This is a genomic window from Nostoc sp. LEGE 06077, assembly GCF_015207705.1.
Lineage (GTDB): Bacteria > Cyanobacteriota > Cyanobacteriia > Cyanobacteriales > Nostocaceae > Nostoc_B.
On the sequence record NZ_JADEWI010000087.1, the window covers coordinates 1 to 21,135 of the forward strand.

Sequence of the window (21,135 nt, forward strand, 5' to 3'; positions counted from 1 at the left end):
GACGATCATTTAATGTTGACTGCTGCTGGATTATGGAACTTCTACTTGATGGCAGCATAAAAATTACATCAAAAACCACAGGGATCAGAATTTCAACGCAACTCTCAGTTATTTCCCAACAACTCTAGTGAATAAAAAGGTAGCGATCGCTAATTTTCTGTGTAAATTAAGCCAGAGATCATCCTCTGGCTCGGAGATAAAATAACAATTCTTTACCTTTACCTTGTTATCGCCAACTATTTTTCTACATATTCCTCCACAACTTTTAAAGCATCAGGAGGAATTTCTGTGACTATGCGGAAGGGAAATGCTGGTGTCGAAGCAGAAAAAGCATAATTAGGTGTCAAAAATACACTATATTGTTTAGCCTCTGGGGTGAGTTGTGCAGCCATCGCCAAAACTATTACCTTGACAAATTTACGGACATCTGATGCTTGCTCTCCCACAACTTCGCCGCCAGTAAAAGGTGTGTTGGGTTGACCGGCTTGATCTAAAGTGGTGCTGGGGTCTTTGACACTGAGATGTGTACCTCCCAAGATCCCAACCAACCATTTAGGCGCAGGAATTTTGTGAAATCCGACAACTTGTTCAGTTAAAGCCGGAGTTGTTTTATCAGCGGAACTGGCTAATATCAGTGTTGGGACTTGCACCTTAGTTAAACCAGAGCCGCCAAACATCAAAGAACTGGTAGGATTAAGAGCGATCGCTTCCTTAATGCGATTATCCCGCAGTTGATAGGTGTTGTTTGGTAGTTCTTGGGCAACACACTGTGCAGTTTCGCCCAAACTTAAAACAGCCAAATTCTGTTTACAGCGTTGTTTGAGCTTATCTAGTTGTAGTTCACCACCAGCCAACGCCAACGCTGTACCACCACCAAAAGAATAACCAATCACCATCACATTATCAGTTGCGAGTTTTCCCGCCAAAGAATCGTTAGCAGTTTGGTTAATTTTGGCGAGTTCATCTAAAACAAAACTAATATCTTTGGGACGGTCTAAAAATTCTTGCGCCTTGAGGAGTTTACCTTTCCCTTGTAAACCCGAATCAACATTTGTCTGGTTACTACCAGGATGTTCCACAGCCACAAATATATAACCGTGGGATGCTAAATGTTCCGCGAGATAGCGTAAATCAGTCCGCACAGAACCCAAACCATGAGAATAAATAATAACTGGTTTATTAGCAGTTGCAGCATTTGACCAATAAATATCAACAGGAATGGTGCGGTTACGTTGTTGGTCAAGCCAATTGAATTTTAAGACTTTGACTTCAGCCGTACCGGGTTGACTGGGGTCAAAAGGTAAAGAAACTTGTAGCGATTGTTGGTTAAGTTGGGGGGCGATCGCTAACATAAATTGTTGAGTCCGCCAAAATGCCGTATTAAAATTACCAGCAATTTTGAAAATTCTGGGTAAATTAATCTCCAGATTTTGACTAGGATAAGCTGCAATAAAGCTGAGGAGCGAAAGACCTTGTGGCGCAGTTGAACCAATAACTAATCCGGCTCTAATAGCTTGTACACCTGCTTTATCCTTACGCACAACAGCGGTGGAGAAATCATCGAGAATTGTTGTCCCAATCTGAGTATTGAGTAACCTATTAACAGTCACAACATTTAACTGTAGTGGCATTTTTAGAGTTTCTAACAGAAAGCGCCGCTGTTGTGTAGATAATCTGCGGCCATAAAGCTCAAAACCATTAGGAAAATCCCCAACCTCTGCGGCTTTTTGCAACTCAGCCAACGAGACAGATTCCGCCAACAAACCGTAACGTAACACAACTGTATCAGCAGCGATCGCCGCATTATTTATACCGCAAAACTTGGTAAAAACAACAGCACAAAAGCAACCCGTCAATAAATTTAAAGCTTTCCTTCTTATTCCCATAAAAATAATCTTCAATGAATCCTGACGGGAATATAACGGATATTTTGGCATTTGACGACTCTTAAGATTAAAGCAGGGAAACACTGAAAGACACAAAGATCATGTTCATCCCAATTCTCTAAAATTCAGCAACAGATTCAAACTTTTACAGGATTGTATCAATTTAGAGAGAAAACTTAAACAAAGACTCTGGGTGTTGCATCAATAAGGGATGAACTATCTCACGCGCAAACGTAGAGAAAATCATAAGTTTCACATTTATTTACTAGGTATTTCATCCCCTCATACAGCAAAGCCAGACTCTGCGGGAACGCCTGACGGCGAATGCGTCTACCTCAGCAAACCTCTGCGTTCAAAAGTAAACTTCCCAGCCGTTTTTAGTAAATTAAGTATGCGTCGCCAAATTATTTACATTTTGATTCTGCTGCTTTCGATATTAGTTTTTACACTGTGGTGGCCTGTACAAAACTCGCAATGCAACTCAGAAGCTTTTTTAAAATCACACAGCCAAAAACTGCGAATACCAGCCTCTCAGGTTGTCTTGGAACCGTGGCGTGGCGAACATCATGTATATGGAATTTTCATGGTTCCCGACGAATACAAGGAAGCACCATTTTTTGTGTTAACAGTTGTGGGTGCTGGTAACTACTGTTCTAAACCATTTGGTTATAGCCAAAACTATGATGATGTCTTAGCAGAACCAGGAACTCATTTAATTAGGTATTATCTGAGAACTCGCATCGCTTTGCGCTTGATTTTTCAAGGTTCCTACTTTCAACTCAACGACAAACAGAATTGGTTCTTGACTTACCCGAAAATTAGGTAGGGTGAGTAAAAATTTGTCTTCAAAAAGATGCTTGAGTTGCTAAACTATCACTCTGCTGTAATAAAGCAGTGGTAGTATTAACGACAATCTGCGCTGCACCTGCAAAAAACGATCGCTCAATTGTACTCGGCTGATCACTAGATTGATGATAATGGGGAGTCCGTAGATTAGCTGTATCCGTCACCAAAACTGCACCTACGCCTTGATACCAAAACGGTGCATGATCACTACGCAGCGTATCAGGTGTGAGTAAGCCTTTCAAGGGGATAGGGACTGTGAGAACTGCTGGTAAATTATCTGGCTGTGATTTTTGAAAAGCACTCAGCAATGGTAAATGTTCTATATCACCCACCACAGCTAAAAAGTCACCTTTATCACTCGGTGGTGTCACAGGTAAGCCTGGTGGATATTGCTGACAGCCAGGAGTGTAGCAAGCATAACCAACCATATCCATCACAATCACACCACTTAAATTCCCCAAGCGTTTCGCTTTGGCGGCGAAAGCCTTACTACCTAAAAGCCCTGCTTCTTCTTTGTCAAATAAAGCTAACTGTAAAGTCCGTGGTGTGGGTTGGGAACCAAGTAATCTAGCAACTTCTAGCACCACCGCCACCCCAGTACCATTATCATCAGCCCCCGGAGAAGAAGCGACTGTATCGTAATGTGCGCCAACCAGAATTGCACCTGCTGTTTTATCAGTACCTAAACGTTCCGCAAAGATATTCACACCCTCAGCAAATTTTTCTAGCTGTGGTTTCCAGCCGAATTTTTTTAATTCACTTGTGATATATGCACGAGTACGCGATCGCTCGGCTGTTGTATAACGTTGAAAATTTAACTTTTGAACGTGGGTAAGTAAATTCTCCGCAGAAACTTGCGGCTTAGTTTCCAGTTCTGAGGGCTGTGGTTGAGCTTGTTGTGTTGGTACTCTCTCAATTATTTCTGGTGAAGGAAGCTGTGAAAAAAAACTATTGAACGCAGTACTTTTACTACCAACAATTACTACCACCACCAGCGCCAACAGCACCAACAAAATCCGTTTTTGCATACCTTGAACCTTGCCTTCCAGACCTAGAGTAGCGCAAACCCAAAGTTTGACGGGTTGTCTTTTGACAGAGGCACAAATTTAACCTATTGTTCCATAGTGGGAAAGTTCTGTGTCATTTATTAATTTGTGACTATCGTCGACTTTCTTGTTTTCCCTGCTGTTTATGCGTAATCCTGCCTTGTGCTTCCTAGGAATATGGTAGATTTATTGCTGATTGCAATCCTAGGGTTTCTAGGCAGTTTTGGGCATTGCTTTGGGATGTGTGGCCCTCTGACAGTGGCGTTTTCTTTGTCTGGTAAGAATAACGGACAAAAATCAGCCTCGGAAAAATCATCTACTTGGCAACAGCAATTAAAATTTCACTTTTTGCTGAATCTCGGCAGAATGTTAAGCTATGCCCTAGTTGGTGCTGGCATTGGGGCTTTAGGTTCAGTATTGTTTGAAAGTGGGCAACTAGCAGGTATTGGTAGTGAATTTCGCCGTTTTATGGCGATTATTACAGGCATCATGCTGATTTGGTTTGGGTTAGGACAAATTAAACCAGATTGGTTGCCCCATATTCCTGTATTACACCCTTTATTAAAAAGTAATTTACATGATCGCCTGAGTACAGGCATGATCAAACTTTCTTTGCAAACCAACTGGTGGACACCGATATTTTTGGGGATGACTTGGGGTTTAATGCCTTGTGGTTTCTTGTATGCTGCTCAAATTAAAGCCGCAGAAACCAGTAATCTCTGGATGGGTGCAGCCACAATGTTAGCTTTTGGTTTGGGTACTTTACCCACAATGCTAGGAGTTGGTGTTTCGACTTCTTTAATTAGTAAAGATAGGCGCAGTCAATTATTTCGCTTAGGCGGTTGGGTGACGCTGGCCATTGGCGCAATTACTTTATTGCGGACTGGTGACACAATGGTAGATTACACCGGACACGCTGCCCTATTTTGTCTGATGTTAGCGCTGATTGCCCGCCCAATTAGTCAGATGTGGGCTGCACCGATGCGTTACCGTCGGGCTTTAGGCGTGGGTGCTTTTGTGTTATCCGTAGTCCACACTACCCACATGATTGAACATTCCCTGCAATGGAATTTTGCCGCTTTTTGGTTTTTTCCCGCAGAGTTTCGCTGGGGGATGGCTGCGGGTGCTGTAGCATTGATATTAATGACCCCTGCTGCTTTAACTAGTTGGGAATCCTTGCAGAAATCTTGGGGTAAGCGATGGCGACAGATTCATTTGTTAAGCGTGCCAGCTTTACTCTTAAGTACCTTTCATGCAGTGGTGATTGGTTCCCATTACCTGGGTTCCCTAGAATCAACTTGGGGGAATAAATTAGCAACATTGCTGTTAGGAATTGCCACCCTTGGTGTATTACTATTACGTTGGCTAAAAGCAGATGAGCAAAGGGAGCAGGAGCGCAGAGGAATAGGGGAAGAATGAATTATTTGCCAGTCAAGAAAAAGTTAAATGTATTATTGCTGTTTTGTTTAGCGATCGCAATTACTACGATTCATCCTGTCTTAGCCCATAAAGTGCAAGTAGCAGCCGATGTCGGCGCAACTCTACATCTCGAACCTAATGATAATCCCCGTGCTGGTGAATCTACACAAGCTTGGTTTGCCCTCACACGTAAAGGTGGACAAACCATTCCTCTCGCCCAATGCAATTGTCAGTTAGCAGTTTATGCCGAACCGCACACCCCCAGTGAGCCAGCCCTACTAGAACCATCTTTACAACCAGTAGCCGCTGAACGCTTCCAAGGTATTCCCGGAGCCGAAATTACCTTTCCCAAACCCGGAATTTATCAATTACAGCTAAGTGGTAAGCCAGCAAAAGGCGCAAGTTTCAAGCCTTTTAATCTCAAGTTTGAAGTCACCGTCGCGGCTGGAAATACCCAAGATTCACAATCAGTGCAAAATGTCAACAGCAATGTAGCTCAGGAAAATACTAAAACTCTACCAGTTTGGGCGATCGCAATTCCAGGTTTGGCACTCATCGGTATTTTCTTTGTTGTCTTGCAAAAGACAAGAAGAAGTTAGTTACATAATTTCCAGTATGCCTACCTCTCAGCAGCTACAAACTTGTTTCATTCTGAGCTATTGGATAACTAAAATGTATGTACCGATATATATGATACGCATAGATGAGCGTACAAAAAATGTTGTTTTCCTAGCTGGGGAAGAAACGGAAATCATTATTTATCCCAATGGAAAATGGAGATATTTATGAGTAAGTATGATTTTATGTCAATGACTCGGAGTGAACTACGTAAATATATTCTTGAACAAAGAGAAGATGAAGCAGCCTTTCAAATTTATTTAGCTAGATTTAGCTCTAATAGTAATGAAATTTTTCCCGCCCCTCAGACGATAGAAGACTTAGATAACTTTCCCAAATTGCATCAACAGCACTTAGAACAACGACATAATCAAGCCTAAATCTGTTTACTGAAATAAAAGATAAAGTATGAAGAGTGAACAGAAAAATTTCATACTTCACACTTCATACTTCACACTTCTATTTGTGTCGCTTTTGATGCCACTGCCAGGCATGACTAACAATATCTTGGATAGATGGATATTGCGATCGCCAGCCGAGGATATTTCTGGCTTTTTCACTACTACCAATTAAAACAGGTGGATCACCAGGACGGCGATCGCATTCTTGAATGGGAATAGATACGCCTGTCACGGACTCAGCCGCCGCAATCACTTCTCGCACAGAGAAACCACTCCCATTACCTAAATTGAATATTTCGCTATCGCCACCCTTTAATAAATATTCCAGTCCCAAAACATGGGCATCGGCTAAATCGTTAACATGAATATAATCACGAATACAAGTACCATCAGAGGTGGGGTAATCTGTCCCAAAAATCGAGATAGACTCCCGCTTACCTAAAGCTGTCAGCAATATCAAAGGAATTAAATGAGTTTCTGGGTTGTGATCTTCGCCTAGCAAACCATCAGGATTCGCACCAGCTGCATTAAAGTAGCGAAACCGCACTGACTTGAAATTATATGCGACATCAAAATCAGCAAGAATACGCTCTACCATCAGCTTAGTAGCCCCATAGGGATTGATTGGGTCTTGAGGATGGTTTTCAGGAATCGGGATGACTTCTGGGACTCCGTAGGTGGCGCAGGTGGAAGAAAAGACGAATTTATTAATTGACGCAGCCAGCATTGCTTCTAATAAAGTCAAAGTGCCGACCACATTGTTGCGGTAATATTTTGCTGGGTCAGTCACCGACTCACCTACGTAAGCGTAGGCAGAAAAGTGCATCACCGCCGCAAAATTACGGGTTTTAAATAAATCATCTAATAAAGGGCGATCGCCTGTATCACCCACTACCAGTTCTACTTTTAAAACCTGTTCTACCAATTCTCGATGACCGTAAACCAGGTTATCAAGTATTACCACCTCATAACCTGCTTGCTGGAGAGCAAGTACAGTATGGGAACCGATATATCCTGCTCCCCCTGTGACTAAAATGCTGGGCTTTTCCGGCGACATAGTTTTTCCCCTGTGAGTTGACAATTTCTCAATTAATTATGGGTGTAGAGGTGTAGGGGTGTAAGGATACCAGGGAAATAATCTACCTGAAACTAAGACAAAAACAAGTCAACACAGGTTATATTTCCCCTAAAGCCCAAACCTTACACCCCCATACCCTTACACCCCTAATTTTCTGACTCACCTGGAAAATTATAAATAATAGACGCAGTGTCAAAAAATTGCTCTAAAATCACTACGACGGTAGTCATTAGGTGTGAGGCTGGTAATATTTGCAGTCAAGTAAAAGTCCGATTACAATTTGACGGTCAAATACACATTCTTGCTCCAAACCCTAGGCTGATCGCACTAGAAAATTTGAGAGTTAATCTATGTTCATATTGTTGAGCCGCGTACTTTTGTGGCTGCTTGTTGGCACTATCGTATATTCGTTGTTCCAGAGGTTCTATCCTCAAGGAACGTTTGCTGGGCGAGTAGTCTTAGTAATTATTTTGGTTGTCCTAGCTTTGTCGTTTGTTAACCCCAACGAACCAGCTGTGGCATCTTTGTGGAGGGTGATTTCATTCCCCCTCAAGCCTTTGGGAGCGTCAGTATTGATGATGATTTTTGCCGCCCAAAAAATTAAAGGCGGTGGGATAGATAAACCGGGAGGATATTTAATTGGTTGGGCGTTGACAATTTTGCTGTTGTCTAGTACACCAGCGATCGCTTATTTTCTGGTGAGGACACCAATTGCCGCAGTTGTTAATCCCACTGTAGCAAATCAGGAAGTAGTCAGAAATTATCAGTCAGCTGGGACGACTGGCGAAGTCCTTGTAGCATTAGCGCCAGGAACCACAACTAGCGATGTAGATAGTCAACTAGGGCTAAAGGCGATTGCTTTCAACTCTTTTGATCTCAAAATTCCTCCTTACCTGTTACAAAACCCTCAACAAATTCGAGAACGAGGTTTGCGACTGGAGGACTTTGTACCAAGTGCTGAAACACTACAACTTACCACCCAAGTTTGGGAAAGTTACCTCAATCAAGTTTACTTTTTCTTGCGTGGTCGCCAGTCCTAGGGTTAAAAAAGTAAAATTAACAAGGCCGCAACGCTACGCCCTAGTGGCTGGCCTTATTTAAAAACCTGAATTCAGCATTGAGAATTCAGAAAATAATTTTCTCTACTGAATTCTGACCACACACTCCTGAGTTCTTTGTAGATAAAATATAAACCTACGATCCGTTTGTTTTAGGATGATGGAGTTGCAAAGTTGCTGTAATGGCAAAATCTCGACGACTAGCTAAACTCGGTGCTTACCTGCGTCCTCATTGGGTAGAGGCAACATTAGGCATTTTTGCCTTATTGTCTGTCAATGGCTTGGGCGTTTATATTCCTTGGTTAATTCGTGGCTGTGTTGATAAACTTTCAACTCAATTTAGCTGGAATCAACTCATACATTACGTCGTAATCATCATTTTGTTGAGTTCGGCAATGTGGTTAATCCGCATGGCTTCGCGGATCTGGCTGTTTGGGGTAGGACGACAGGTAGAATTTGACCTAAAACAACGGATTTTTGAACATTTACTGAAGTTAGAACCTGCTTATTTTGCGACAAATACCGCCGGGGATTTAATTAGTCGCGCTACCAGCGATGTGGAAAATATCCGCCGCTTGTTGGGTTTTGCAGTGCTAAGTTTAGCCAATACTTTTTTTGCCTACACTTTGACACTGCCGGTAATGCTGACAATTAGCCCAGATATGACACTGTATTCTTTAGCAGTGTATCCTTTCATGTTTTTGTTGGTGCATTTGTTTAGCGATCGCCTACGCAAACAACAAGCCACTGTCCAAGAGAAACTATCTGATATTAGTGAACTGATTCAAGAAGACATTAGCGGGATTGCCTTAATTAAAATTTACGCTCAAGAAGACAATGAGCGTCAAGCTTTTGCCAAAAAAAATCAGCAGCTATTAAAAGCTAACCTGCAATTAGCAAAAAGCCGCAATGTCTTGTTTCCGTTAATTGGCGGTTTAGCAAATATCAGTTCTTTAATTATTATTTGGCTGGGAACAACCCGTATTTCTGGGGGAACGTTAGCAGTTGGTGACTTTTTAGCACTGCTGATTTATGTAGAACGTCTGGTGTTTCCCACAGCTTTGTTAGGCTTTACCATTACCACTTATCAACGCGGTGAAGTCAGTATTGATCGCCTAGAATCGATTCTCAGCGTCAGCCCAAAAATTCAAGATGTAGCTGATGTTGTACATTTACCCCTAGCTGAAATCAAGGGAGAAATTACAGCTAAGAACTTCAGCTTTACTTACCCAGAAATGGCCACACCGGCTTTAGATCATGTCAATTTTACAATTGTTCCCGGCGAGACGGTGGCGATTGTTGGGGCAATTGGTTCGGGGAAATCAACCTTAGCAAATGCTTTACCTCGGTTGTTGGATATTGCTCCTGGACAATTGTTTTTAGATGGGGTAGATGTCACCAAAATTGCCTTAGCAGATTTGCGAAGTGCGATCGCCTATGTTCCCCAAGATAGTTTTTTGTTCAGCACCACAATTAAAAATAATATCCGCTACGCTGACCCAGTAAGCGAACAACAAGATGTAGAATCTGTAGCTGTTATGTCTCAGATTCATGGCGAAATTATTAATTTCCCCCAACAATACGAAACTCTGGTAGGCGAACGCGGTATTACTCTTTCTGGTGGACAACGACAACGCACCGCTTTAGCCAGAGCTATGCTAGTTGATGCGCCAGTTTTAATTTTGGATGATGCTTTATCTAGCGTTGATAATCAAACAGCCACCAAAATTCTCAAAAATCTTTCTGGTGGAACTAGCCGCAAAACAGTAATTTTTATCACCCACCAACTATCAGCAGCAGCCGCCGCTGACCGAATTTTAGTCATGGATAAAGGTAAAATTGTCCAAACAGGCAATCATATAGAACTCGTGCAACAAGAAGGTTTGTATCGAACTTTGTGGAGTCAGCATCAAGTCGAGGAATTGTTGCGTTAGTTAAAGTAATGAGAATTCACGTGTCAGAAACCGGTAGTAATTTCTGTTTACTCTCCGCGCCTCTGCGTGAACCTGAAAATTCCGGCTTATTTGGACTATAGCGAATAAGTTTAGTCAACTGGTTCTGCTGTTGTTGTTTGGCAGCAACAACAGCAGAATCGAGAATTAATAATAAAGTAATAGTACTACCACTTCCTAGTAAAAAACGATTTTTACGCCGTGCTTGTTTACTCACTTAGATATATTCTTTTTCTTTGGGCATGAGGTAGTCTTTGTATTTTTGATAATATGCTTATGCTTCTATAAGTTGAGCTTTTTGCAGTAAAAAATCCGGGTGCTTTTTCTTTTGCTCCCATTCCTTGCATTTCTTTTCGAGACGCTCTTGTTGATATAGGCGATCGCGGTTTTCATCTAACCACCAACGCAAGCTTGACCAATGACGAATTAATATTTCGTAAGCTACTTCTATAATGACTTCACTTTTCATCAGTTCTAATTCTTGAGAAATCTGATCAGCCGTATGTCACTAATCCAGCTTGGAAAAATTGATCCTCAAACAGTAAGATGGACAGGATTTTGGGATATTACTGTTACAAATAGCAATGATTTTCTCAAGCGCATCAGCAGTGCTGTCAGATGTTCAACGGATTCATGAACCATCAGCTTGAGTTCGACAGATTGAAGAAACCCTCTCCCAAACTTCTGCATTACAGAGGGTTTAGGGTGAGGTCAAAAAAGATTTGTCAAACTTACGTAAAATCAGGTAATGATCGCGTTAGTTTTTTTTGGTACTTGGGCAGTATAAGATACCGAAAAACTAATAGGTTATATTTTATGCTCAAAGATAAATTGCTCCAGCGTTATGTTGGTGCGATCGCTGCTTTAGCTATCATTAGTTTGCTAAGTTCATGGACTGGGGTATCATCTCTCCATGAAATTTCTAACTCCTGGGACGGCTTTTTATGGGGAATGGCAGACCCCGTACTGGCCTTAGATAAATTTGCGAGTATTTTGGCAATTGGTTTACTGGCGGCTGGGAATGTGCGTGGTAGATTGATAGCTACTACGCTGATATTCGCTAATATTTGCGGCACGCTCATTTATCTCTGGCAAATAAATTTACCTGTAACAGAAATAGCGATCGCTATTATTAGTATTGTTTTGGGTATAGTGCTAATTACATCAAAGCAGCCCAACTTATGGAAGCTGCTGATAATAACTGCGATCGCTGGTTTACTTCAGGGTTATTTTAATAGTGAATCGATTATTGGGGCAGAAACAATGCCTTCAGTCATGTATATTTTTGGTGCTGCTTTGACACAGTATGCAGTGGTGATGAGTTCTAGAGAAATTGCTACTCAAGTTAGTCAAGCAGATTTGTCAGGTATTTGGTCAAGAAAAATTAGTTTAGTGGGCTTTGCGATTTGCGCTCTTGGAATTGTCTTTTTGAAAAACTGGAGCAATTTATGAATTTAAAAAGCCCCAACTTTACCAAAGATGACGTAGAAAGTTTTGGTAATCAAAAATAAATCATAGAATGGATGCCACTTTTCTTGGTAACGCAAGTCTAAGTCAACTATTTGTTCAAAATCTTTGACGTGAGAACGACCATGAACTTGCCATTCTCCAGTCAAACCAGGTTTGACATTCAAACGTTGCCAATGGCGTTGATTGTACTTGGCTACTTCATCAGCAGTAGGTGGACGTGTTCCCACTAAACTCATTTCACCTACAAGCACATTCCAAAATTGTGGCAATTCATCTAAACTGGTACTACGCAAAAACCGTCCTACTTTCGTGACGCGGAAGTCATTCTTATTTTTAAAGATTAATCCGTCCGCTTCGTTTTTGACGAGAGACTTGAGTCTTTCCGCATCGTCAACCATTGAACGAAATTTACGGAGCATAAAAGGTCGTCCCTGAAGTCCGTAACGTTCCTGAGTAAAGAAAATTGGGCCTGGACTATCGAGTTTAATAGCGATCGCTATCGGTATAAACACAACACCCAAAATTATTAAACCGACTAAACTCCCTAAAATATCTAAACAACGTTTGAATTTAGAATCTACGGAATAGTGGGGTGTATCTAATTCCCAAGCTCTGTCAGTAGCAAGTTGACAAGCGCTTTGCAATGGTGTTTGGTACATTGTCTAGCCAAAGGTAGATTAACCAGGGTAAATTCACTCAAAATTTATTCCCGAATATAAACTTTGTCTTCTACTCCCAAGTCCTTTTTTACGGTATATTTACTTAATCTTCATCAAGATGACTAAATAAATGAAAATTTGTAAAATTTACATAAATTTTTTTGTATCTCTTTTAAAGAGTACTTAAGCATAAATATTATGTATAAAAAGATGCTCGAAGGTAAAAACAAGCTACTAATTGATTCACTAAACTTTCTAGCTAAACTGAAGTATCTCAGAAAAATCTCTAAGTAGTAAGGGCTGCACATCCCTACCAATGATTTGTTCAGACTAACTTCAGATGGCACCTCTTGTAGATCTGAGCAGATGTCATCAAGATGAGTAAAAAATGACACTGAGGCTAGAAACAAGGACTAGTATTTTTTATGATGGGATGGTGGAAATATGATTTCAGGTGGAGTCGAAGTTAAAGTTAGTCGCTTAGAATCTATTGTTGAGCAAATTGGCGAAGCAGTACTTACTACTACCGAGACGATTGAAAGCCTCGCTGACAGATTAGATTATCTGAGTATGCAAGTTGAGGCACAAGGAAAGCAGTTACAGCAGCAAGGCCACCAAATTTTTGCTTTGTGTGATACCATGCAACACCTAGCTCAATCTCAAGACTACACTGTGCAGAAACTCGCCCAACTTACACAGACTCTAGATAAGTTAACATCTTTGATGCAAAGGTTGGACACAGAAGGAGCCAAGAGTAAATAGTCATTGGTGAATGGTAATTCAAGGTAATTTTCAGATAGGCCTCTTTTTGCTTATCCTGTTTCCGTACCGATGGAAAATTAATTTCACACTCTTAACTGTGTGATGGCAATATTGCCTGAAAAACAAACATCTACATCACTACCGGGAGTGCGATCGCGTTTACCATATTCTCCAACATAATAAAAATCATTGCCATCCACGCGGTAATTAATCGGCAAAGCTTTGCTACAAGGTTGACAAAATACCATTTGAGGATCTGCCTCTCCTGGCTGCAAATGTGGCAAATTAACATTCCAAAAGCACCCTGGTTCTAGAGGACGCTGGAGTAAATCGGCTAACACCTCAGCTGTTAATTTTGCCGCCGATTCCCAATCAAAATTTTGCTTGGCTTTGCGATAGTGAGAAATAGCAATCCCCGGAATCCCATTCATCGCAGCTTCTCGCACAGCAGCCACAGTCCCGGAAATATAAACATCTACACCGAGATTTCCACCAGCATTGATGCCAGATAAGACAAACTCGATATCTTGGGAAATTTGCGATATGGCGATTCGCACACAATCAGCAGGAGTACCAGCGATCGCATATTCTCTCGCCGAACGCTGTTGAATATTAATAGAACGGGTTGTAGTAACTTGATGTCCACAGCCTGATTGATGATCTGTGGGCGCAGCAATAATCACTTTTTCACTGTTAACAGCCTTCAGCAGCGCATTGATTCCAGGCGCATCAATGCCATCGTCATTAGTCAAGATTATAGTCATTTATCAGCCTAGTGAATTGGAATAGTAATCATGAATTCTGAACCTTTCCCTGGTACAGAATATACATCCAATTTACCTTTATGCTTTTCCACAATAATTTGATGGGCAATTGATAACCCTAAACCTGTACCTCGACCGAATAATTTGGTCGTAAACAAATGCTCAAATATTTTCTGCTGGATATCAGCAGACATTCCAACTCCATTATCTTTGATCCGAATCACAGCATTGTGTTTGTCTTCACTCAGGGAAGTTGTAATCCAAATCTGATTAGGATGCTTTTCAATTTCACTATAGCTCCGCCCTATATTAGACTCTTCTAAAGCATCAATTGCATTAGTTAAAATATTCATAAATACTTGATTTAATTGACCGCTGAAGCAGGTTATCGAAGGTAAATTGCCATAATTTCTCATAACTTCGATTTCTGGACGGACTTTGGAGGGTTTCAGGCGGTGCTTGAGAATCATAATTGTACTGTCGATACCATTATGAATATTACAGAATACTTTCCGATCCTTATCAGGGCGAGAAAAATTCCGCAGACTAGTACTGATATTGCGAATGCGTTGAACGCCTTCTTTCATCGAAGTAATTAAGTTAGGTAGGTCAGAACGCATATACTCTAAGTCTGTTTCGGCAATTTCTGCTTGAATCGCCGGTACAGGTTCAGGATAATTTTGCTGATAAAGGTCGATTATTTTAATTAAATTATTAAAATAATTAGCAGTATGATCAAGATTTCCATGAATACAACTAACAGGATTATTAATTTCGTGAGCAATTCCTGTTACTAACTGACCTAACGCAGACATTTTTTCTTTTTGAATTATTTGGATTTGATATGCTTGTAAGTCTTTTAAAGCTTGGGAAAGTTCGGCTGTTCTTTCGGTAACTCTTTGCTCTAAAGTTTTTGTTAAATAACGCAGTTGTAAATGTGTCTTAATTCTGGCTAATACTTCTTCTTTTTGAAATGGTTTAGTAATATAATCAACCGCCCCTAAATTTAGACCTTTTACCTTAGTCTCTATATCCGAAATACCAGTCATAAAAATTACTGGAATATCTTGAGTGAGAGGATTTGTCTTTAATTTTTGACAAGTTTCAAACCCATCTATACCAGGCATCATCACATCTAGTAAAATTAAATCTGGTAATGTGTCCTGTATTTGCTGAAGTGCCTTTTCTCCATTTCTAGCTGTAGTCACGACAAATCCAGCAGTTGTCAATGCGTTAGATATAATTTCTAGATTGGTAATAGTATCATCTACGATTAAAATTAAACTATTTTCTTGTAAATTAAGCATTTGGATATTTTGGGTTGAGATATAAAAACAGGAATTGATCAGTTGATAGCGGTTACAAGTACAAAAACTCTTCTAGAGTTTGCATAATAAATGGGTAAATATACGGTGAACAAATTAATATAGCGAGAAAGCTTGTACCTACTATCTCCTGTTAATTATTTTTCCCAAACCAGCAGCAACTGTTGCTATTGCTATGAAAATTTTCATCACAAACTCTATCGTTGTGGAAAATTCACAGCCACATCAACAGAACTTATGCAACTGTTACACCTATTTTTTGGTAGAAGAGTCAAAAATAAAGGTTTTTGTGGACTCTTGACAGCCTCAACAAAAAAATATGACACTTACGTAAGTCCTACGTTTACTCTATTTAAATTCAGTGAATTTCAGTAATCTTTTTGGCGAATGGGAATAGCGATCGCAAATTTAGCGCCTTTTCCTGGGGAAGCATTGACTTGCAAAGAGCCTCCGTGTTTTTCCACTATGATTTCCCGCGCGATCGCCAATCCTAAACCAGTACCTTTCCCTAGGGGTTTAGTCGTAAAAAATTGCTCAAACATTCTCTGTTGTACATCAGCAGACATACCAATACCATTATCAGCAATCTCAATCAACACAGACTTTTGATCACTTGTCACGGTTGTACTAATCCAAATTGTTGGAGATTGCTCACTCCCATTCGACTCTAGCTTTTCTATAGCTTCATCAATAGCATCGATCGCATTGGCTAAAAGATTCATTAAAACTTGGTTGATTTTTCCCGCATAACACTCGATTAAAGGTAAATCACCATATTCCTTTACAATATCAATAGCCGGACGTGCAGATGTAGCTTTAATCCGACTGCTTAAAATTACCAAAGTGCTATCAATCCCTTCATGTAAGTCAACTAGCTGACACTCAGTGTCATCCAAGCGGGAAAACAGGCGGAGCGATCGCACAATTTGTTCCACACGCTCAGACCCCTTTTTCATTGAAGATAAAAGTTGCGGTAAGTCTTGTTTAAGAAAATCTATTTCGATTTTCTTAGAGAAAGTTTTAATTTCTGGAATCGAAATATTTGTATGTGTTTCATATAATTCTAGTAATTTCAATAAATCTTCAATATACTTTTCGGCGTGAATTAAATTACCAGAGATAAAGTTAACTGGGTTATTAATTTCATGAGCAATACCTGCCACTAGTTGTCCTAAAGACGACATTTTTTCTTCTTGCGCTAATTTTAATTGTGTTCTCCGCAGTTCTAAATGGACATTAATTCTCGCTAATACTTCTTCATGCTCTATTGGTTTAGTAATATAGTCTACTGCTCCCAATTGTAACCCCTTAACTTTATTTATTGGCTCAGAAAGTGCCGTCATAAATATAATAGGAATATCTTTAGTTTTTGGGTTCGCCTTCAAAATCCGACAGGTCTCAAACCCATCCATAACAGGCATCATGACATCTAATAAAATTAAATTAGGTATCGCCTCTTCTACTTTTTCTAAGGCGCTTTTACCATTTTTGGCAACAGAAACTCTATAGCCAGCTTGTGTTAATATTTCCAATAAAATTTTAATATTAATTGGTACATCATCAACAACTAGAATTGAATTGTTTGGAATATTATTCATTTTTTGAACTGCTGACTAAACAAATTGGCTGTTCTAAGCTAAATATGGCTTAAGCATTTCTACAATAGCTTCATCTTCAAAGTCTTCTATTAAATTTAAAATTTTATTAGTAAACGTTACATATTCATTATCTAGTTTTTGGATGCGATTCACTTCTTCTTGAATACCCATCACATAACCAGCTTTAGCTGCTTGATATAAATTTACTAGTTCTGTTGCTGGGGGAAAGACGATATCCTCTTTATTTTCTGAGGAAATCTGCTGAGGTATCTTGATGTCTTCATAGACCCAATCTAACTTTAAATACGACTTGAGTTGAGCAAATAATTCCTCAGCTTGTACTGGCTTGGGGAGAAAATCATTACAGCCGGCTGCCAAACTTTCCTTACGGTTTAAACTAAATACACTAGCAGAAGAAGCAATAATCACTGTCTGGGCAAATTCCGGCTGACTACGTAAATCTTGCGTCATTTGCACCCCATTCATGATGGGCATTCCTAAGTCAGTAATAATTAAATCTGGTTGATACTCTTGTGCTTTACTAATACCTTCTTTTCCATTGGGAGCTTCAATTACGCCAAATCCAACTTGTTTGAGTAAATTTACAATCACAGCGCGATTATCCGAGATATCATCTACAACCAAAATGGTTTTTTGAGTTCCTTTGTATCTAATGATGTGATTGCTACATTTGTCAAGATGCGGAACCTCAGATGATACATAATCTGCAACTTTTGGTAAATCTAGATCAAACCAAAATTTACTACCTTTACCATAGTGACTTTCTACGTGAATTTTGCTACCCATCATTTCTACAATTTGACAGCTGATAGCCAGACCTAAGCCCGTTCCTTCTGCTTTACGAAAGCTATCTCCTACCTGTTCAAAAGGCAGAAAAATTTTCTGTAATTGCTCTAAGGATATGCCAACTCCTGTATCTTCAATTTGGAATCTAATTTTGCTTGTGCTGAGTTGTTCACCTTGATGATTATCTATGGCCAGCAAATCTGGATTAATTACATCCACACTGAACTTAACTTCACCATCGTCTGTGAACTTAATCGCATTTCCTAAAAGGTTCAGTAATACTTGGCGTAACCGTTTTTCATCGGCATGAATTGCCGTCGGTATATCCTTACTAATTTGATAACTAAAAATAATATCTTTTTGCTCTGCTTTAATCCGGCACATATCATATATGCCCAGGAAAAAATCATTAAAATTAAATATATTAGGATATAGGTCTAGTTTTTGAGATTCAATTTTGGCAATATCTAAAACATCATTAATTAACATTAATAAATGAGAGCCACAGTGATAAATAACTTTGACAGCATTTTGTTGTTCAGTACTTGCATTAATATCGCGTTGGAGAATTTGTGCATAGCCAAGAATACCATTTAAGGGTGTGCGAAGTTCATGACTCATATTGGCGAGAAATTCGCTTTTGGCTTGGTTAGCAGCATCAGCTAATTCTTTCGCCGTTTTTAGTTCTTTAGTCCTTAATTCCACACGTTGTTCTAGTTCTTGGTTGGTTCTTTCTAAAGCTGTAAAAAAATCATTTAATTGTCCGGCCATTTGATTAAATGATTGAGACAGAATACTGAGTTCTTTTACACCAGAGATTTCGACTGTTTGCTCCAGATTCCCAGCGGCGATCGCACTACTAGCTTGGGTCAGATGTAAAATAGGTTGAGCAATCCAACGTGAAGTATAAATTCCCAATATAGTTGCGCCAATTAATGCGCCCACACAAAGCAAAATAGTTGTATGGCTATTAGCATTTATTTCTGCCATAAAGTCAGTTTCAGGCACAATCACAATCACTAGCCAGTCTAGTCCTAATTTGTCTTGCCAAGGTGTGACTTTGACGAATTGTCGCGCACCTTTAATTTGTAATGTAAACTGTTGAGTATCCTGAATTTTTTGAAAACTACCAAACTTTTTTTGAAGATAATCAGCTATACCCTTAATTGTATGACTTTGACTATTGAATACTGATAATCTATGTGCCTTCCCATCAATTACATTGTATGGTGATTCATTAGTTGAAGAAGCTACTATAAATCCAGATCTTTCTAAAATAAATACTTTTCCTTGCTTACCAAATTTTAAATTTTTTAAAAAATCACTAATTTGTGTTAGTAATAAATCTACACTAATTACACCAACAATATTCTGAGAGTTATCATATAGCGGATAACTAGAAGATATAGAGAATATTTCTGGTTTATCTTCCCATTGATAAATTTGGCTCCACACTGGTCTACCCATTTTGACAGCATCGGTATACCAAGCTTCTAAAAGCGGATTATAGTCTTTGATGGCTGTTAACTGATTACGATTTCCTTCGTTGTCTGTACTATAAACATAAAGTTTGCCAATAGTTCTTTTCTCGGAAACTTCATTAATTAACAGATGACCATTATCTAAACGTTCAACACCAATAAATTCACCTTTAGGATTAGCAAAACTAATATAGCCAATGTTAAATACTCGCATTTGTTTCCAGAAATAGCAACTTGCAAGATCGTAGTCTTGCAAATTCAACATTCCTAGCTTTATGGCTGCTAAATTAACTTGATTAACCTGATGAGGAGTAGCTAAGTATGTATTAAGGTGCTGTTCCACAAGACCATTCACCTTACTAGTCAACTGATCTGCAAGGTCATTGACTGCTTTTTGCCCGTTTCTAAACGATAAATAACCTACTAAACTAACTGCGGCAAAAGTTTGCAACACAAAGGGGACAATCAGAATCAGCCGCAAAGGCAACTTTGAAGAACGCAAAATACCAAAACGCTTCATAGTTTTTCGGATGGTGAGAGCTTTCAACTACATACTTATAATTAGTTTGCCCATTCTCCCGTTCTTAATATCATCATTCACGAATATCTATTAGCTAATACTACGTAAAGTTTCAAGTGTTCTCTGATAAATTAATAAATATTTTTTTGTGTTTAGATATCTTAAATTAAAGATTATGGCAACCGTAATTTTAATGGAATACACTAAACAAATATCAAAGATATATCTGGAGAAACATTTTCCAATAATTAAATATAAACCCATATATTTTTTTGAATAAAAAGCTTAGAATACTTGAACAAGCTGAAGCATACTCAACTTAATAAAAAGAAGAATAAAGGCTGGTTATCAAGTTTGCAAATGTAGATATATGATTGATATTAACTGACAAAAAATTTTTCCCGATTGATTAAATTCCCCTACAAATAATAGCCTTAGAGCCAAGCTAACCTTAAAAAAATAACTTTTGTTCTATATGCCTGCATACATGAAAGGTATATACAGAAGGTCTGTCTGGCGCTGTTGTTTAATTCCATTCCCCTTGGTATGGAACTTTGAATATTGCTCATTATTAACATCAGGAAGCAAAAATATGCAGCATGTTTTGGCATTGATTGAAAACAAAAAGCAAGATTTTGCTAAGTTGCCGTTATTCTCTTTTATGCAAAATCAAAGTATACACCCCAAAGACAGACTGAGTTTTGCGCCCATCCTTGTTCCTTTAGCTATGGGTTTTGGCGAACTATGCAATAATGTGTTCCGCGAAGAACCCACTACTAATCAAATTCAACACTTAATTAATCGACATACTTACGAAGAACATTTTCATTGGCAATGGCTGTTAGAAGATATAGAAAAGTTGGAACTTCATCATTGCACCAAACTCACCGATGCAATGTCATTTAGTTTTGGTGAAGCGACTTTGAAATCACGCACAGTATGTTATCAAATATATCATCATACTTTTCAGGCAGATCCTATTTTTAAATTTGTAGCAATGCAAGTCGCTGAAGCAACGGCAAATGTTTTCTTTAACATCTCACAGCCAGTAGCTTTAGAACTGAAGGAAATAACAGGCCAGGAATATCGTTATTTTGGTATGTGTCATTTACATGAAGAAGAACATCACTATATGAATACACCCAATATTGTAAGGTTCTTTCAAGAAATCGATCTGAGTGATGAACAAAGACAGCAAGCTATAACCATAGCAGAGTTAACATTTGCAGCTTATATAGAAGCCATGAATTCATGTATGGATTTTGTCAACCAGCAAAATCCAAGTTGGAACACGAAAATTCTTACAGAGTTAGTTAATTAACCTGAGTTCGGGATAAGAAAAAGGACAGGTAGTAAGCTGAAAATAACAACAAATCCAGCAGCCTGTCCTATGTTTAGTTTAGATGCTTTGTTCTGTCATGTAGATGATTTCTGTAAAGCGTTTG

At 39.2% G+C, this 21,135-nt stretch carries 20 protein-coding genes; 10 read left to right on the forward strand and 10 right to left on the reverse strand.

Going from position 1 to position 21,135, the window contains the following annotated elements; translation table 11 throughout:
• Positions 1 to 236: 236 nt before the first annotated feature.
• Positions 237 to 1,886, reverse strand: coding sequence for an alpha/beta hydrolase (locus IQ244_RS30385; RefSeq protein ID WP_193900402.1), 1,650 nt, complete (start codon positions 1,884 to 1,886; stop codon positions 237 to 239).
• Positions 1,887 to 2,277: 391 nt separating this feature from the next.
• Between IQ244_RS30385 and IQ244_RS30390 the strand changes: the two genes are divergently transcribed.
• Entirely contained in the window at positions 2,278 to 2,712 is a 435-nt protein-coding gene (locus IQ244_RS30390) for a hypothetical protein (protein ID WP_193900420.1), read from the forward strand.
• A 19-nt stretch (positions 2,713 to 2,731) separates the two neighbouring features.
• Here IQ244_RS30390 and IQ244_RS30395 read toward each other — a convergent pair whose 3' ends face one another.
• On the reverse strand, positions 2,732 to 3,760 hold the full coding sequence (locus IQ244_RS30395; protein ID WP_193900403.1) for a M28 family peptidase: 1,029 nt from the start codon (positions 3,758 to 3,760) through the stop codon (positions 2,732 to 2,734).
• 195 nt (positions 3,761 to 3,955) lie between these two features.
• Between IQ244_RS30395 and IQ244_RS30400 the strand changes: the two genes are divergently transcribed.
• Genes IQ244_RS30400 through IQ244_RS30410 form a run of 4 tightly spaced genes read left to right on the forward strand, consistent with a single transcriptional unit; the run spans position 3,956 to position 6,195 of the window.
• A complete protein-coding gene (locus IQ244_RS30400; protein WP_193900404.1) occupies positions 3,956 to 5,197 on the forward strand; it encodes a sulfite exporter TauE/SafE family protein in 1,242 nt (413 codons plus the stop codon).
• Complete coding sequence (locus IQ244_RS30405; protein WP_193900405.1) at positions 5,194 to 5,796, forward strand: hypothetical protein; 603 nt, start codon at positions 5,194 to 5,196, stop codon at positions 5,794 to 5,796. Before IQ244_RS30400 ends, IQ244_RS30405 begins: the two co-directional genes overlap by 4 nt.
• 16 nt (positions 5,797 to 5,812) lie before the next feature.
• Positions 5,813 to 5,986, forward strand: coding sequence for a DUF6888 family protein (locus IQ244_RS33455; protein WP_416209798.1), 174 nt, complete (start codon positions 5,813 to 5,815; stop codon positions 5,984 to 5,986).
• Positions 5,983 to 6,195 carry a DUF6887 family protein gene (locus IQ244_RS30410; protein ID WP_193900406.1) on the forward strand — a complete coding sequence of 71 codons (213 nt, stop codon included), beginning with the start codon at positions 5,983 to 5,985 and terminating at the stop codon, positions 6,193 to 6,195. Before IQ244_RS33455 ends, IQ244_RS30410 begins: the two co-directional genes overlap by 4 nt.
• Positions 6,196 to 6,274: 79 nt before the next feature.
• On the opposite strand, the gene galE is transcribed toward IQ244_RS30410, so the two are convergent.
• A complete protein-coding gene (gene galE / locus IQ244_RS30415) occupies positions 6,275 to 7,273 on the reverse strand; it encodes a UDP-glucose 4-epimerase GalE (protein ID WP_193900407.1) in 999 nt (332 codons plus the stop codon).
• 371 nt (positions 7,274 to 7,644) lie between these two features.
• On the opposite strand from galE, the gene IQ244_RS30420 reads away from it, so the two are divergent.
• On the forward strand, positions 7,645 to 8,334 hold the full coding sequence (locus IQ244_RS30420; protein ID WP_193900408.1) for a hypothetical protein: 690 nt from the start codon (positions 7,645 to 7,647) through the stop codon (positions 8,332 to 8,334).
• A 200-nt stretch (positions 8,335 to 8,534) separates the two neighbouring features.
• Entirely contained in the window at positions 8,535 to 10,286 is a 1,752-nt protein-coding gene (locus tag IQ244_RS30425) for an ABC transporter ATP-binding protein (RefSeq protein WP_193900409.1), read from the forward strand.
• Positions 10,287 to 10,302: 16 nt separating this feature from the next.
• On the opposite strand, the gene IQ244_RS30430 is transcribed toward IQ244_RS30425, so the two are convergent.
• Complete coding sequence (locus IQ244_RS30430; RefSeq protein ID WP_193900410.1) at positions 10,303 to 10,521, reverse strand: hypothetical protein; 219 nt, start codon at positions 10,519 to 10,521, stop codon at positions 10,303 to 10,305.
• A 57-nt stretch (positions 10,522 to 10,578) separates the two neighbouring features.
• Positions 10,579 to 10,773: a hypothetical protein gene (locus IQ244_RS30435; RefSeq protein ID WP_193900411.1), complete on the reverse strand. Its 195-nt coding sequence runs from the start codon at positions 10,771 to 10,773 to the stop codon at positions 10,579 to 10,581.
• 347 nt (positions 10,774 to 11,120) lie between these two features.
• On the opposite strand from IQ244_RS30435, the gene IQ244_RS30440 reads away from it, so the two are divergent.
• Positions 11,121 to 11,756 carry a HupE/UreJ family protein gene (locus IQ244_RS30440; protein WP_193900412.1) on the forward strand — a complete coding sequence of 212 codons (636 nt, stop codon included), beginning with the start codon at positions 11,121 to 11,123 and terminating at the stop codon, positions 11,754 to 11,756.
• Between the two features lie 2 nt (positions 11,757 to 11,758).
• Here IQ244_RS30440 and IQ244_RS30445 read toward each other — a convergent pair whose 3' ends face one another.
• On the reverse strand, positions 11,759 to 12,433 hold the full coding sequence (locus IQ244_RS30445) for a sugar transferase (RefSeq protein WP_193900413.1): 675 nt from the start codon (positions 12,431 to 12,433) through the stop codon (positions 11,759 to 11,761).
• A gap of 444 nt (positions 12,434 to 12,877) precedes the next feature.
• Between IQ244_RS30445 and IQ244_RS30450 the strand changes: the two genes are divergently transcribed.
• Positions 12,878 to 13,195 carry a hypothetical protein gene (locus IQ244_RS30450; RefSeq protein ID WP_193900414.1) on the forward strand — a complete coding sequence of 106 codons (318 nt, stop codon included), beginning with the start codon at positions 12,878 to 12,880 and terminating at the stop codon, positions 13,193 to 13,195.
• A gap of 83 nt (positions 13,196 to 13,278) precedes the next feature.
• Here IQ244_RS30450 and surE read toward each other — a convergent pair whose 3' ends face one another.
• The 4 genes from surE to IQ244_RS30470 form a co-directional block, all read right to left on the reverse strand.
• The gene (gene surE / locus IQ244_RS30455) at positions 13,279 to 13,959 is read right to left on the reverse strand and encodes a 5'/3'-nucleotidase SurE (RefSeq protein ID WP_193900415.1); all 681 of its coding nucleotides are present in this window, start codon (positions 13,957 to 13,959) and stop codon (positions 13,279 to 13,281) included.
• Positions 13,960 to 13,967: 8 nt separating this feature from the next.
• The gene (locus tag IQ244_RS30460; protein ID WP_193900416.1) at positions 13,968 to 15,266 is read right to left on the reverse strand and encodes a response regulator; all 1,299 of its coding nucleotides are present in this window, start codon (positions 15,264 to 15,266) and stop codon (positions 13,968 to 13,970) included.
• A 386-nt stretch (positions 15,267 to 15,652) separates the two neighbouring features.
• Positions 15,653 to 16,882 carry a response regulator gene (locus tag IQ244_RS30465; RefSeq protein ID WP_193900417.1) on the reverse strand — a complete coding sequence of 410 codons (1,230 nt, stop codon included), beginning with the start codon at positions 16,880 to 16,882 and terminating at the stop codon, positions 15,653 to 15,655.
• A 33-nt stretch (positions 16,883 to 16,915) separates the two neighbouring features.
• Positions 16,916 to 19,690, reverse strand: a complete 2,775-nt coding sequence (locus IQ244_RS30470) for an ATP-binding protein (RefSeq protein ID WP_193900418.1) — start codon at positions 19,688 to 19,690, stop codon at positions 16,916 to 16,918.
• 592 nt (positions 19,691 to 20,282) lie between these two features.
• Between IQ244_RS30470 and IQ244_RS30475 the strand changes: the two genes are divergently transcribed.
• Positions 20,283 to 21,011: a hypothetical protein gene (locus tag IQ244_RS30475; RefSeq protein WP_193900419.1), complete on the forward strand. Its 729-nt coding sequence runs from the start codon at positions 20,283 to 20,285 to the stop codon at positions 21,009 to 21,011.
• The last annotated feature ends 124 nt before the right edge of the window (positions 21,012 to 21,135 follow it).

Excerpts from the sequence above, each read along its gene's own strand:
- IQ244_RS30385 (WP_193900402.1), bottom strand. The coding sequence starts at position 1,886 with ATGGGAATAAGAAGGAAAGCTTTAAATTTATTGACGGGTTGCTTTTGT.
- IQ244_RS30390 (WP_193900420.1), top strand. The coding sequence starts at position 2,278 with ATGCGTCGCCAAATTATTTACATTTTGATTCTGCTGCTTTCGATATTA.
- IQ244_RS30395 (WP_193900403.1), bottom strand. The coding sequence starts at position 3,760 with ATGCAAAAACGGATTTTGTTGGTGCTGTTGGCGCTGGTGGTGGTAGTA.
- IQ244_RS30400 (WP_193900404.1), top strand. The coding sequence starts at position 3,956 with ATGGTAGATTTATTGCTGATTGCAATCCTAGGGTTTCTAGGCAGTTTT.
- IQ244_RS30405 (WP_193900405.1), top strand. The coding sequence starts at position 5,194 with ATGAATTATTTGCCAGTCAAGAAAAAGTTAAATGTATTATTGCTGTTT.
- IQ244_RS33455 (WP_416209798.1), top strand. The coding sequence starts at position 5,813 with ATGCCTACCTCTCAGCAGCTACAAACTTGTTTCATTCTGAGCTATTGG.
- IQ244_RS30410 (WP_193900406.1), top strand. The coding sequence starts at position 5,983 with ATGAGTAAGTATGATTTTATGTCAATGACTCGGAGTGAACTACGTAAA.
- galE (WP_193900407.1), bottom strand. The coding sequence starts at position 7,273 with ATGTCGCCGGAAAAGCCCAGCATTTTAGTCACAGGGGGAGCAGGATAT.
- IQ244_RS30420 (WP_193900408.1), top strand. The coding sequence starts at position 7,645 with ATGTTCATATTGTTGAGCCGCGTACTTTTGTGGCTGCTTGTTGGCACT.
- IQ244_RS30425 (WP_193900409.1), top strand. The coding sequence starts at position 8,535 with ATGGCAAAATCTCGACGACTAGCTAAACTCGGTGCTTACCTGCGTCCT.
- IQ244_RS30435 (WP_193900411.1), bottom strand. The coding sequence starts at position 10,773 with ATGAAAAGTGAAGTCATTATAGAAGTAGCTTACGAAATATTAATTCGT.
- IQ244_RS30440 (WP_193900412.1), top strand. The coding sequence starts at position 11,121 with ATGCTCAAAGATAAATTGCTCCAGCGTTATGTTGGTGCGATCGCTGCT.
- IQ244_RS30445 (WP_193900413.1), bottom strand. The coding sequence starts at position 12,433 with ATGTACCAAACACCATTGCAAAGCGCTTGTCAACTTGCTACTGACAGA.
- IQ244_RS30450 (WP_193900414.1), top strand. The coding sequence starts at position 12,878 with ATGATTTCAGGTGGAGTCGAAGTTAAAGTTAGTCGCTTAGAATCTATT.
- surE (WP_193900415.1), bottom strand. The coding sequence starts at position 13,959 with ATGACTATAATCTTGACTAATGACGATGGCATTGATGCGCCTGGAATC.
- IQ244_RS30460 (WP_193900416.1), bottom strand. The coding sequence starts at position 15,266 with ATGCTTAATTTACAAGAAAATAGTTTAATTTTAATCGTAGATGATACT.
- IQ244_RS30465 (WP_193900417.1), bottom strand. The coding sequence starts at position 16,882 with ATGAATAATATTCCAAACAATTCAATTCTAGTTGTTGATGATGTACCA.
- IQ244_RS30470 (WP_193900418.1), bottom strand. The coding sequence starts at position 19,690 with ATGAAGCGTTTTGGTATTTTGCGTTCTTCAAAGTTGCCTTTGCGGCTG.
- IQ244_RS30475 (WP_193900419.1), top strand. The coding sequence starts at position 20,283 with ATGCAGCATGTTTTGGCATTGATTGAAAACAAAAAGCAAGATTTTGCT.